Source organism: Acidovorax sp. sif0632, assembly GCF_019218805.1.
Taxonomy (GTDB): domain Bacteria; phylum Pseudomonadota; class Gammaproteobacteria; order Burkholderiales; family Burkholderiaceae_C; genus Acidovorax; species Acidovorax facilis.
This window is the reverse complement of record NZ_JAHUWW010000002.1, coordinates 879,792-892,630: the sequence shown is the minus strand read 5'-3', so window position 1 is coordinate 892,630 and position 12,839 is coordinate 879,792. Positions and strand designations below refer to the sequence as shown.

11 protein-coding genes are annotated in these 12,839 nt (G+C 64.3%); 5 read left to right on the top strand and 6 right to left on the bottom strand.

Annotated elements, in window-relative coordinates; translation table 11 throughout:
- Positions 1-319 precede the first annotated feature (319 nt).
- From KW832_RS09370 to KW832_RS09360, 3 genes are all read right to left on the bottom strand, one after another.
- A complete protein-coding gene (locus KW832_RS09370) occupies positions 320-694 on the bottom strand; it encodes a pentapeptide repeat-containing protein (protein WP_218299658.1) in 375 nt (124 codons plus the stop codon).
- Between the two features lie 487 nt (positions 695-1,181).
- A complete protein-coding gene (locus tag KW832_RS09365; protein ID WP_010461410.1) occupies positions 1,182-2,318 on the bottom strand; it encodes a diguanylate cyclase in 1,137 nt (378 codons plus the stop codon).
- 305 nt (positions 2,319-2,623) lie between these two features.
- Entirely contained in the window at positions 2,624-3,973 is a 1,350-nt protein-coding gene (locus KW832_RS09360; RefSeq protein ID WP_218299657.1) for a midcut-by-XrtH protein, read from the bottom strand.
- Between the two features lie 175 nt (positions 3,974-4,148).
- Between KW832_RS09360 and KW832_RS09355 the strand changes: the two genes are divergently transcribed.
- Together KW832_RS09355 and KW832_RS09350 are read left to right on the top strand one after the other, a co-directional pair.
- On the top strand, positions 4,149-4,685 hold the full coding sequence (locus KW832_RS09355; protein WP_218299656.1) for a GrpB family protein: 537 nt from the start codon (positions 4,149-4,151) through the stop codon (positions 4,683-4,685).
- A 12-nt stretch (positions 4,686-4,697) separates the two neighbouring features.
- Positions 4,698-5,132 carry a DUF1801 domain-containing protein gene (locus KW832_RS09350; protein ID WP_218299655.1) on the top strand — a complete coding sequence of 145 codons (435 nt, stop codon included), beginning with the start codon at positions 4,698-4,700 and terminating at the stop codon, positions 5,130-5,132.
- Between the two features lie 98 nt (positions 5,133-5,230).
- Here KW832_RS09350 and KW832_RS09345 read toward each other — a convergent pair whose 3' ends face one another.
- Positions 5,231-6,184, bottom strand: coding sequence for an aldose 1-epimerase (locus KW832_RS09345; RefSeq protein WP_218299654.1), 954 nt, complete (start codon positions 6,182-6,184; stop codon positions 5,231-5,233).
- A 187-nt stretch (positions 6,185-6,371) separates the two neighbouring features.
- On the bottom strand, positions 6,372-7,322 hold the full coding sequence (locus tag KW832_RS09340) for an SMP-30/gluconolactonase/LRE family protein (protein ID WP_218299653.1): 951 nt from the start codon (positions 7,320-7,322) through the stop codon (positions 6,372-6,374).
- Between the two features lie 120 nt (positions 7,323-7,442).
- On the opposite strand from KW832_RS09340, the gene KW832_RS09335 reads away from it, so the two are divergent.
- Positions 7,443-8,264: an SDR family NAD(P)-dependent oxidoreductase gene (locus tag KW832_RS09335; protein WP_218299652.1), complete on the top strand. Its 822-nt coding sequence runs from the start codon at positions 7,443-7,445 to the stop codon at positions 8,262-8,264.
- Positions 8,265-9,190: 926 nt separating this feature from the next.
- Here KW832_RS09335 and KW832_RS09330 read toward each other — a convergent pair.
- Positions 9,191-10,153 (bottom strand): LysR substrate-binding domain-containing protein, encoded by a 963-nt coding sequence (locus KW832_RS09330; RefSeq protein ID WP_108497702.1) that lies wholly within the window; start codon positions 10,151-10,153, stop codon positions 9,191-9,193.
- A 132-nt stretch (positions 10,154-10,285) separates the two neighbouring features.
- Between KW832_RS09330 and KW832_RS09325 the strand changes: the two genes are divergently transcribed.
- Together KW832_RS09325 and KW832_RS09320 are read left to right on the top strand one after the other, a co-directional pair.
- A complete protein-coding gene (locus tag KW832_RS09325) occupies positions 10,286-11,737 on the top strand; it encodes an aldehyde dehydrogenase family protein (protein ID WP_218299651.1) in 1,452 nt (483 codons plus the stop codon).
- Positions 11,738-11,816: 79 nt separating this feature from the next.
- Positions 11,817-12,782: an ABC transporter substrate-binding protein gene (locus KW832_RS09320; RefSeq protein ID WP_121508715.1), complete on the top strand. Its 966-nt coding sequence runs from the start codon at positions 11,817-11,819 to the stop codon at positions 12,780-12,782.
- The last annotated feature ends 57 nt before the right edge of the window (positions 12,783-12,839 follow it).

Below are 12,839 nucleotides of genomic sequence, written 5' to 3'. Positions count from 1 at the left end.
CCAGATCTCATCCCACTGTTGCTGGGTTCGAACTACGTACTCGGCATTTGGCCATTCGCGTGGCGACAACTTGTCAGTTTGCAGCCGTAAAAATTCAACGTGCTCAAGTATCTCCTGTGCCAATGCGAACGCCCCAGATGCCGCAAGCAGCACTCCGAAAACGACACCTCTCTGCGCAAAGCTCCTGAAGGCTATAGGCGACATAAACAACTCCCGATTACGCCATCGTAGCGCTGACGTGGGGGATGCTAACGGGCCCAAAGCAGCAGGGCGTTGTCTCCCAAATCAGTCGTTCAGAATTGCGAAACGCCCTTGCTTCTCAAGGAAACTCATCGGCTGGACCCAGCGCAATGCCGTAGAACGTCGCACCAACAAAGTTCGTTCCGGCTAGCACAGCGCCATCTAAGCCTATCGACTCGATAGCCGCATTTGCGAAGGTCGCGTTGGTCAGATCGGCTCCATTGAACGTCGCGCACTTGACGTTGCAGTTGCTAAAGCTGGTCCCGCGAAGGCTTGCGCCAGTGAAGTCTGCACTGGAAAACCAGGAATGTGGCCCGAAGCTTGTTCCATCAAGGGTAACGCGAGAAAGATTGGCCTCAGACAAATCTACGTTCGGGAAATGCCGTTCACCCAGCGCGTATCGCTGCATCAGTTCTTGAAGCGTTGACGGAGGGGTGTAGTTGTCTGTAGTCATCACTGAAGGCAGCTTCTGGCCGAATTCTGCCCGGCGGCGAGGGACGCTATCGGGCCCTGAACAGACGACGCTCAAGACACACGATGCACGGTAAAAGCGCCAATCCAAAGCGCTGCGCTACATAGGGAAACAATCAGCCCAATCTTGCAAAGTCGTTTTCCTTCTAGCTCGTAGCGGTCTGTATCTAAGCACCACAAAAGCGTCCATCCCGCGACCCTATCGATTTCATCGGCCTTCCGCAGATGTCGGACTGCGGACAACCCAAGAAACGAGTAGTAGAGGCCCAGCAGGGTTGCTAGAGCGCCAAATGCGATGGAGACAGTCTGCATTGCCATGATCTTCAGTGTCCGCTTGTGGCCGATAGTAAGCGTTCAACGACGAAGCGCGGATGACATCAACCGCTGCTGGGCGATCATCTGCCGGATCTCCTCCATGGGCCGTTTCGGGCCGAAAGCGCCCCACTTCTACCCTTCGTCAGAGAGCCCTCTCACCCCGCCACCACCCGATTCCGCCCCGTGTTCTTCGCTTCATACAGCGCCGCATCCGCTCTCGCCAGCAGCTTGTCCATCGAGTCGTTCTGCGGCAGGCTCAGGGTGACGCCGATGCTGACGGTACAGCCCACCTCGTTGCCCTGGGGCACGCAGGCGGCGCGGATGCGCTCGGCCACTTGCAGGGCGGCGTCCAGGGGGGTGTTGGGCAGCAGCAGGGCAAATTCTTCGCCGCCAAAGCGGCCCAGCAGGTCCTTGTTGCGCAGGCAGCGCTGTACCTTGGCGGCAAACTCCACCAGCACGCGGTCGCCGGCCTGGTGGCCGTGGGTGTCGTTGATGGTTTTGAAATGGTCCAGGTCCAGCATCAGCATGGCCAGGGGCTGGCCGGTGCGGTGGCTGCGCTCCAGCTCTATGGCGCAGGCTTCGTCCATGTAGCGCCGGGTCAGGGTGTTGGTGAGCGAGTCGCGGGTGGCCAGCAGCTCCAGCTCGGCCCGCAGGCGGTCGCCAGCCATCAGCACGGCGCCCACCGAAAACAGCAGGACAGACACGGAAAAACTGGCGATGAACAGCACGTGCTGCGGCGTGCCGCTCAAGATGGTGTCGCCCATGGGCAGGAAGAACGTGGTGGCAAGCCGCACCAGCTGAATCACGGCGATGTACACGATCACCCCCACCGTGAGCCAGCGCGAAAAGCTGCCCATGCCCTGCCGCACGATGAACCAGGCGTGCACGGCAAACATCACGGCCAAGAGTGCCGTCACAAGCCGCAGGCGGGCTGTGTAACTGGGGTCGCCCAGGGCAAACCAAAGGGTGCCCAGCGTGACGGCGACAGTTACCGCCAGCCAGCGCCAGGTGGCTGGGCGCACGCCGTAAAAACGCTGGGTGCCCGCATACAGGCCATACACGCCCCAGCACAGCAAGAAATTGGGCACGGCCGTGGTGAGGATTTCAGGCAGTTGCCCACGCGAGGCCGCCAGGATGCCGCCCACCACAATGATCAACAGCGCCTGCGCCCATTGACCCAGACCCTGAATGCTGGGTGGGTAGCTGCGCTTGAGGGCCCACAGCACCAGCGCCATCAGCGCACTCATGGCGCTGATCAACACGATGGCGGTGCGCGGGTCTATCACGTTCATGGTGGTGCCAGTTTGCCGGAATCGTTCCAGTTTGGGGGATGGGCTGCACAGGCCAAGGCGACAGAGCATGAGGGGCGCCATGCACCACCACTTGCAGCCTACGCCCCGCTGCGGATGACGTTAAGGGTGTGGGCAGGCGTAATGGGCAGCAAGCGGGTAAACCACGGGCCGTTGCGGCCCGGCCGGTGTTCTGCATATGCCCAAGGTCGATTGCTCACTATTTGATAGCTTCTGACGCTTGTCCATCAAGCGCCAGAGCATATTTCAACCAAATTTTCGGCGCTTTACGGCATGCGCCCGGGCCTTCAAGGCGTGAAGGCACGCACGCACCGCGTCTGCAGGTTTTGGGTCTTGGGGATGGTCACCGGATTGCCGATGGAAAAATCATTGATCCATGCGTCGGTCAGGGGCGAGGCCGAGCCCTCGGTGGAGCTCCAATAGAGGGCGTTGGCGAAGCCGCCTACCGCCACCCTGTTGGTATACAGCGCCGCGAGCTGGTTGCGGGCGGGCAGGAACCAGTCGTTGTAGCAGGTGTTACCCGCCTGGCAGGGTGTATTGCCTTGCGAATCGACCTGGTAGGTACTGCACAGTTGCGCGGCATAAACGCCCGCACCCAGGGCCACTCCGACGCCCGCGGTGTTGCTGGCGCCGTCGGTGTCGCTTTGCGCACCCGGCCCCACGGCCGTGCCGAAGCCACCCCACCCGATCCCGGTGCTGTTGTCTGCGGTGGCCGCAATCAGGTTGTTCAGCCCGCCACCCAGCGCAGCAATCACGCCGCCGCCACTGGTCTGCCCCACAGCGGTGATCAGGTAGGTATAGCCGTTGGCCAGCTGAGCGGCCCCGGCCGGGGTGAAAACCGCCACATTGACGGCACCCGCTGCATGCGCTGGCGCGACCGCCGTGATGGTGGTGGCGTTGACCACGTTGATCGAGGTAGCGGGCACACCGTCAAAAGTGATGCTGGTGGCGCCGGTGAGCCCGGTGCCGGTCAGCGTGACGCCGACCCCACCCGATCCAGTGCCAGAGGTGGGGCTGATGGCGGTCAGCGTGGCGCCCGAGACGTAGAGGCTGCGGCAGATGGCCTCGACATCCACCCGGCAGGTGGCACCATTGGCCAGCATGGCCCCCACGCCGCAGGCGGGATGGGGCGATGGCGTGGGAGGCCCGGGGGGCAGCAAGGTGTTGGCCGGGTTGGTGGCAAAACACTGGGCCAGGTCGGGCGGGTCGATGGCGGCAATTCGCAGCGCAGCGCCTGAGTTGTTGCTGAAGTCCGCAGGCTGAAAGCCTGTGAAGCCACCGGCTGTGATGGGGCTGACGGTAATGGGCAGTGTCTCGCCCGCAGGTTGGGTGAAGGCACTGACAACCTGCGCCATCAAACCCGCCCCCTGCCCCGCCAGGCCCACCACTGCGGCCACCAGCAGCAGCGAAGCCACACGCCGCACGCCGTGACTGCGGCGCAGCGACCACCACCCGGCCAGCGCAACAGCCACCAGCAAGGCGCCCAGCGCCAAGGGGCTGTCCACCGGCACGTTGGCCACGGCAGGGGCGCCGCTGGAAATCGTTTGGGCCGACGCGGCAAAGGGCAGCGCTGACAGCAGCATCAGCATGGCAAGTGGTGCAAACGGACCAGAGATTCCAGGTTGGGTGTTCTTCATCGGTTGATCGTCCCTGCGGGGTGGTTGGGGTGGCGGTCGAATAGTTGCAAATTATCACAACCTCAGCAGGGCGGACGGGGGCGCATGGGGGTGATCGAAAGCAACAGCCCGAGCCGTCCTGAACCAGGCTTTTGCAGGGGCCGCTGCCCCGCCAGACTGGCATCATCATGACCCCATGAAGTTGTTGGAACCCTCCGAGTACCAGGCAGCCGCTGGTGCCGTATATCTGTCGGTAGTGCAAGAGATCGCCCGGCTCCTACCTCTTGCCCAGTTGGAGCACATTGGTGCGTCGGCCATACCTGGTGCCGTGTCCAAGGGCGATCTGGACATTTGCGTGCTGGTGACTGCGCAAGAGCACGCGCGGGCCGTTCAGGTGCTGCAGGGCGCAGGCTACGTGGCCAAAAAGGACACCTTGCGCACGCCAGAGCTGTGCATGCTGCTGTCGCCACGCACAGACACGGACGTGGCATTGCAGGTGGTGGCCAAAGGATCGGAGTTTGAGTTCTTTCTGCACTTTCGCGATGCCTTGCGTGCAGACCCGTGCCTGGTGGAGCAGTACAACCTGCTCAAGCAGCGTTTTGCGCCCTTTGGCATGGAGCGCTACCGTGAGGAAAAATCACGCTTCATCACCAACGTTCTGACCCCTCAGGTGCTACCCGGCCGCTGCGCGGAATCCCCACCGGTTGCAGGCGGGGCTTGCAACCTTGACTGACCAGGAGACCTCATGAGCACTGAAAAAACCCCCGAAGGCCCGCCCGCATCGGTGCTGATCGACCAGCGCATCGCCGACCTGAACGATTGGCGCGGGCAAGCACTGGGCCGCATGCGCCTGCTGATCCATGAGGCGGCGCCCGAGGTGTTGGAGGAATGGAAGTGGAACGGCACGCCCGTGTGGTCGCTGGGCGGGATTCTGTGCACGGGCGAGTCGTACAAGTCAGCGGTAAAACTGACCTTTCTGAAGGGAGCATCGCTACCAGACCCGGCGAAGCTCTTCAACGCCAGTCTGGACGGCAACGCCCGGCGTGCCATAGACATCCACGAAGGGGACACCGTGGACGCGGAGGCCTTCAAGGCGCTAATCCGTGCAGCGGTGGCCCTGAATGCCGGGGGTGCGAAGGCCAAGGCGAAATCGGCGCGGGGTGCACGCACGGCCAGTTAGGTGCAGAAAGCCCGTGGAGTCAGTCGTGTCTGAAAACTATTATTTCGATAGCAAACAACCGATAACCATTAAGCGCTAGGGCCAATTTCAATCAAAATCTACTGCCCCGCATCCACCTCACTCACGCAGCTGCTGTAGCGCCACTGCACACGCAGCGCCATCGACTCCCCCTGCGCCAGCGTGCGCAGGCCGGGCTGCCCGCGCTGATGGAAGGCGTCGATGGGTTGTGTGATGGGCTCAAAGCAGAATGCTGGGCCCTGTGGCGGTCGGTAGATCAGGCAGTAGTGCTGGTCGGTACCGCCGTCTTGCGCAAAGTCCGGCATCTGGGCGGTCAAGCGCAGGCCCCGCTCGGGCCAGTCGATCTGGGCCGTGCCGCCCCAGCCGGTGTAGGCGTTGTCGATCAGGCCGCCATTGGCGGGAGCGCCGCTGTTCAAGTCCCAGCCGGGCGGGAAGTGCTGCGTGTGCTGTGTGGGCAGAGGGTCATCGCCACACAGCCACACGCCCTGCACCGGCGCCGTGATGCGCGTGCGGGGCGTGCGCGGAAACCAGGGGTGCAGGCCCAGGCCGTAGGGCAGCGGCTGCGCGCCCAGGTGCCGCACTTGCACCGACTGGTCCAGGCCGCCGTCCACCAGGCGGAAGGTCTGTACACATTCGTACTCGTAGGGGTTGTCGTCAAAGCGCTCGGAGCGCAGCTGCATCTGCAGCGTGTCGGGCGCGGGCTGGGTGAGTTGCCAGGACTGCAGCCAGCCATCGCCGTGAATAGGGTACGGCTCGCCCAAGCGGTTGGGGCGCATGGGGTGGAACTGGCCCGCGTGCTCAAACCCGCCGCCGCTGATGCGGTTGGACCAGGGCACCATGGCAAACGACGCGAGCTGGTACAGGTCGGGCGTGGCGCCGTCCCACGGGCGCCACAGGTCGATGCGTGCGCCAGCCTCTTGCGGGTCGTCGATCTGCCAGGCTGCCACGCTGCCGCCCAGTGTGGGCACCAGGCCCAGGTGCTGCCCCGCGTGGTGCAGCCAGACGATGGGGTGGGAGGATGTGGCCTCGGTCATGGGCGGTGTGCTTTCTTTGGTGTGTTGACGGGAATTGCGGGTTGGCAGATTGCTCGGGGCTGCGTTCAGCGCTTAGAGCGGATATCAAAACCCCGCGCAGCGGTTCTGGCCAGGCGCCGCATCGCAGGCAGTACGCGTAGTACGACAAGACGCGGCAACGGCGCCAGAAGGGTTTTGTGAGCCGCTCTCAGCCGCCAAATGGATGGGCGGGCAGACCCAGGCTGTCGGTGTCCACCGCAAACAGCGCCCCGGCCAGCGGCTCGGCAGCCAGTTGCTCGGGCGTGAGGCCTACCCGCGCGGAGCTGATGAACAGTGTGCGCAGGTCTGCGCCGCCAAACGCGCAAGTGGTGACCTGGCTGACTGGCAAGCGCACGCGGCCCAGTTCGGCGGCGGTGACCGGGTCGTGGCAGGTCACGCACCAGCCGCCCCAGTGCGCAATCCACAGGCGGCCCTGCGCGTCGGTGGTCATGCCATCGGGCAGGCCGTCTTCGGGTAGCCAATGCTTCCACAACGTTCTGTTGGACACGGTGCCTGCGGCCAGATTGCTGTCGTAGCGGTAGGTGTTGCCTTCGATGGTGGCGTTGAAAAACATGGCCGCGCCCTGCCCCGTGCCAGACCAGGTAGGGCCGTTGGTCACGGCAAAGCCGTCGTCGTGCCGGGTGCAACTGCCGTCGGGGTCATAGCGGTAGAGCGCGCCCGTGGGCGCCTCGCACGCAAAGTCCATGGAGCCCGCCCAGAAGCGCCCTTGTGCATCGCACTTGCCGTCGTTGAAACGGTTGCCCGCGCGGTCGGGTTCGGGCTGGTGCAGGTAGCGCGGTGCAATGTCGGTGGCCGGGTCAAACAGCGCAAAACCCCGGCGCAGCGTGACGATGAAGCCCGGGGCGTGCGCGCGCTCGGCGATGGCGGAGATCTCTTCGTCAAACGTCCAGCGCTGGTGGGCGCCGGTGGCCGGGTCCCAGCGGTGCAGTTCGCGACCAAGGATGTCCACCCAGTACACGGCCTGCTCGCGCACCGACCAGAGCACGCCTTCGCCCAGCGCGTTGCCCAGTGCGATCACGCAGCGCACGGCGCCGGTGATGGGCGCGGAACGGGCAGCGCCCTCGGGTGGAGAGAAGGGGGTATCCAGCAAGGGGCGCATGCGTGTCTCCGGTCTTTTTTTGTATCGGCCTGCCGCCAGGCACTTGACGAACGGCATCTTATCAACGCCAATTGATGCTTGAAATGAAATTTTTTTCAATTGATTGATTGCAATATTTATATGTCAAAGGTTTTTACCCCCTCCTCTTCCTCGACCGATGCAACCGGCGCCCCCCAGGGCCTGGCGAAATTCCCCAGCCTGCAAGGCCGTGCCGTGTTTGTGACGGGCGGCGGCAGCGGCATTGGCGCGGCCATCGTGGCGGCGTTTGCCGAACAAGGTGCCCGCGTGGCGTTTGTGGACGTGGCGCGCAACGCGAGCGAAGCCCTGGCCCAGCACATTGCCGACGCAGGCCTGCCCCGCCCCTGGTGGCGTGTGTGTGATGTGCGCGACGTGAACGCCCTGCAGGCCTGCGTGGCCGAAGCGGCGGCCGAGTTGGGCAGCGACTTTGCGGTGCTGGTGAACAACGTGGCCAGCGATGACCGGCACACGCTCGAATCCGTAACGCCCGAGTACTACGACGAGCGCATGGCCATCAACGAGCGCCCCGCCTTCTTCGCCATCCAGGCCGTGGTGCCGGGCATGCGCAGGCTGGGCGCGGGCTCGGTGATCAACCTGGGCTCCACCGGTTGGCAGGGCAAGGGCACGGGCTACCCTTGCTATGCCATTGCCAAGTCGTCGGTAAACGGCCTCACGCGCGGGCTGGCCAAGACGCTGGGGCAGGACCGGATCCGCATCAACACGGTGTCGCCGGGGTGGGTCATGACAGAGCGGCAGATCAAGCTGTGGCTGGACGCCGAGGGTGAGAAGGAGCTGGCGCGCAATCAGTGTTTGCCGGACAAGCTGCGGCCGCATGACATTGCGCGGATGGTGTTGTTTTTGGCGTCGGATGATGCGGCGATGTGTACGGCGCAGGAGTTCAAGGTGGATGCGGGGTGGGTTTGAATTTTTGAGGTCTTTTTGGGCTCTGGCGCCTATCCATCAAGCGCTAGCAGCTATTGTTTTTGCAGTCCTGATGACTCCCGCCCGTTCGGGTTGAGCCTGTCGAAGCCGGTGGAAGCTCGTTCTCTAGTTTGGGCGGCGTGCTTGGGTTGAGGGCAGAGGCCGGGATGTCGCCCCGGCGGGCGAGTCCCTTTCTTTCGCGTCGCCGAAAGAAAGGAACCAAAGAAAGGGCGACCCTACTGTCTGCGACCCCTTCGCTGCGCTGCGGGGCAACCTGGGGTGCTCGGTCACGGGGTGCACCGCAGAACTCGCTGCGCGCCTGCGGCGCTCCGCTCGGACAACTGCGGTGAGTCAGTTCACGAAGCATGCGCGCCCCAGGCGCATACAGAAGGGAACCCGGGGGAGCGGACATCCACACGGGCCATTGCTTCGCTGCGCTGCGCTCGGCACGGTCTCGCGGGCGCAAGCGCCTCGCGCTGCGCAGGCACGGCCGAGCGCAGCAATGGCCCGTGTGGCTGTTCGGCTGTTGGAGGTTCGGCTGCCCAACCCCCTGCTGGCTGCGCCTGCGGCGGGGCGGTTGCGGGGTGAGCATGGGCGTCGGAGCGCCCATGCTTCGTGCTCTGACTCGCCGTGGATGTTTGAGCGGCGCGCGCCAGCGCAGAGCGAGTTCCACGGCGCACCCCGCAACCGCCCCGCCGCAGGTTTGCCCCGGAGCGAAGCGCAGGGGTCGCAGACTGGGGGTCGCCTTTCTTTTGGGTACTTTTCTTTGGCGAAGCAAAGAAAAGTACCTCGCCCGCCGGGGCGACTCCCGGCCTCCGCCCTCAACAAAGGCACGCCACCCAATCAGCGCACAAAAACCAACACTACAAAATCAATAGCTACCAGCACATATCCCACTGGCGCATACAGCCAATATTCATTCAAAACCATCAATCCCCCACCTCCAACCTCCGCCCATACTGCACCAGACTCGTCTGCTTCAACGCCTTCATCATCACCTTCGCCGCTGGCGACAACAGCCGGTCCGACCGCGTGATGATCCCGAACGCATCCATATGGCACGGCATCGCCAGCGGCAACACCGTCACGATCCCATGCGCCGCGTAATAGCGCGCCACATCCTCCGCCACCACCGCAATCATGTCGCTCTGCTGCAGCATGCGCGTGATGAACAACAGCGCCGATGTCTCCACCGTGTGCAGCGGCGGCGCCAGCCCGTCCTGCTGGAACATCAGGTCAAACCGGTGGCGCAGCACGCTGCCCGCAGGCGGCACGATCCAGCTGGCCGACACCACATCGCGCAGCGTCAACCCGGTCATGCTCGACAGCGGGTGGCCCGGGCGCGTCATGGCGCAGACCAGCTCCTCCGTCAGCGACTCATAACGCAGGTTCTCCTTGTCGTGCTCCTCGTACAGGCGGCCCACCACGATGTCGAGCTTGCCCTGCTCCAACCGCTCCAGCAGCACCGGGCTGGTCTCGATGTCGAGCGAAATGCGCAGGCTGGGATGCTCCTGTTTGACCAGCGCCACGGCGGCGGGCAGGAGGCTCAGGCCGGGTGAGGTGATGGCGCCGATGCCCACTTGGCCGTAGTGCCCGCGCTTGAGCGCACCGATCTCGTCGTGCGCCTGGTTCAGGTTGGCCAGGGCCATGCGCGCGTGGCGGATCATCGTTTCGCCGTACCAGGTGGGGCGCATGCCACGCGGCAGGCGGTCAAACAGCGACACCTCCAGCACGTCCTCCAGGTCCTTGAGCAGCTTGGACGCAGCGGGCTGGGTCATGCTGAGCACCTGGGCGGCGCGGTGGATGTTGCCCTCTTCGGCCAGGGCCACCAGCAGCAGCAGTTGGCGCGTCTTGAGGCGGGCGCGGATGAACCAGTGGTTGTAGGTGCTCATGGATAGGAGGACGGGAAAAGGGAGGGGTTTTCCAGAATGCAAAGAACGATATGTATTTTGTCTAAAAAACGATTGGATTGATATCAAAACATTCCATAGACTTCGCCGCAACTGCAACAAAGGCCTCTCTCCATGAAGCTCGGCGACCTCCAGCTCAGCCCCCGGCACCTGATCAACGGCCGGTGGGAAATCGGCACCACCACCGGCATCAGCACCAATCCGTCGGACACCCGCGAGGTGGTGGCCGAATACGCCCGCGCCGACCGCAACCAGACCGAGCTGGCCGTGCGCGCTGCGGCCGACGCCCTGCCCACCTGGAGCCAGAGCACGCCCCAACGCCGCGCCGACGTGCTGGACATGATCGGCAGCGAGCTGCTGGCACGCAAGGACGAGCTGGGCGCACTGCTGGCCCGTGAAGAAGGCAAGACGCTGCCCGAAGGCATCGCCGAGGTGGCGCGCAGCGGGCAGATCTTCAAGTTCTTTGCGGGCGAGGCGCTGCGCATCCAGGGCGAGCTGCTGGCCTCTGTGCGCCAGGGCGTGCAGGTGGATGTGACCCGCGAGCCCGTGGGCGTGGTGGGCATCATCGCGCCGTGGAACTTCCCGTTCGCCATCCCGGCCTGGAAGATCGCCCCGGCCCTGGCCTACGGCAACACCGTGGTCTTCAAGCCCGCCGAGCTGGTGCCCGCCTGTGGCTGGGCGCTGGCCGAAATCATCAGCCGCAGCGGCCTGCCCGCCGGTGCCTTCAACCTCGTCATGGGCAGCGGCCGCGAGGTGGGCCAGACGCTGGTGGACCACCCGCTGGTCAATGCGCTGAGCTTTACCGGCTCTGTTTCCACCGGCGACCGCATCCTGCGCGCGGCCTCAGCACGGCGCGCCAAGGTGCAGCTGGAGATGGGCGGCAAGAACCCGCTCATCGTGCTGGCCGACGCCGACCTGGACCAGGCGGTGGACTGCGCGCTGCAGGGCTCGTATTTTTCCACCGGCCAGCGCTGCACCGCATCGAGCCGCCTCATTGTCGAGGCCGAGGTGCACGACGCCTTTGTGGCGCGCCTGCGCAACCGGTTGGCCAGCCTGAAGGTGGGCCATGCGCTGGAGCGCGGCACCGAGATGGGCCCGGTGGTGGACGACAACCAGCTGACACAGAACCTGGGCTACATCGACATTGCGCGCAATGAGGGGGCGGAGCATGCCTGGGGTGGCGAGCGCCTGGAGCGCCCCACCCCAGGCCATTACATGAGCCCCGCCCTCTTTCTGGCCCGCCCCGAGCACCGCGTGGCGCGCGAGGAAATCTTTGGCCCCGTGGCCTGCGTGCTGCGGGCTGACGACTACGAGCACGCACTGGCCTTGGCCAACGACACGCCCTTTGGCCTGTGTGCGGGCATCTGCACCACGTCGCTCAAGCGCGCCATGCACTTCAAGCGCCACGCTGCCGTGGGCATGACCATGGTGAACCTGCCCACGGCGGGTGTGGACTTCCATGTGCCTTTTGGTGGCCGCAAGGAATCGAGCTACGGCGCCCGCGAGCAGGGGCGCTACGCCGCCGAGTTCTACACCACGGTCAAGACGGGCTACATGCTGGCTTGAGCCTTGCCCTTTTTCGAGCGTTCCTTCTTTCCATCCCGCAACCATCGTCAACCAACCATTACAGACAGGAGACAAGATGATGAAAATGAACCGCCGCACCGTTGCTGCCGCCTTGGCCAGCGTGCCCGTGGCCGCCTTGCTGCCCGGCGCCGCCTGGGCGCAAAAGCCCCTCGTGCTGGGCTTCAGCCAGGTGGGGGCCGAGAGCGAATGGCGCACCGCCAACACCGAGTCCATCAAGTCCGCCGCCAAAGAGGCCGGCATCGAGTTGAAGTTCTCGGACGCGCAGCAGAAGCAGGAGAACCAGATCAAGGCCATCCGCTCGTTCATCGCGCAGAAGGTGGACGTGATTGCGTTCTCGCCCGTGGTGGAGTCGGGCTGGGAACCCGTGCTGCGCGAGGCCAAGGCCGCCAAGATCCCCGTGGTGCTGACCGACCGCGCAGTGAACACCAAGGACACGTCGCTGTATGTGACCTTCATGGGCTCGGACTTCGTGGAAGAAGGCCGCAAGGCGGGCCGCTGGCTGGTGGAAAAGATGAAGGACCAGAAGGGCGAGGTAAACATCGTCGAGCTGCAAGGCACCGTGGGCTCCGCCCCTGCCATCGACCGCAAGAAGGGTTTTGAAGAAGTCATCAAGGCCGACCCCAAGTTCAAGATCATCCGCAGCCAGACCGGCGACTTCACCCGCGCCAAGGGCAAGGAAGTGATGGAAGCCTTCCTGAAGGCCGAGGGCAAGAAGATCAATGTGCTGTACGCGCACAACGACGACATGGCGATTGGCGCCATCCAGGCCATCGAAGAGGCCGGCATGAAGCCCGCCAAGGACATCGTGATCATCTCCATCGATGCAGTGAAGGGCGCCTTCGAAGCCATGATCGCCGGCAAGCTCAACGTGAGCGTGGAGTGCAGCCCCCTGCTGGGCCCGCAGCTGATGAGCGCCGTGAAGGACATCAAGGCTGGCAAGGCCGTGCCCAAGCGCATCGTGACCGAGGAAGGCATTTTCCCGATGGAAGTGGCGGCGAAGGAATTCCCGAACAGGAAGTATTGATCTATTGCCCCCTGAGCCGCCTGCGGCGTCTTCCCCCAAGGGGGACGCCACCAGCGC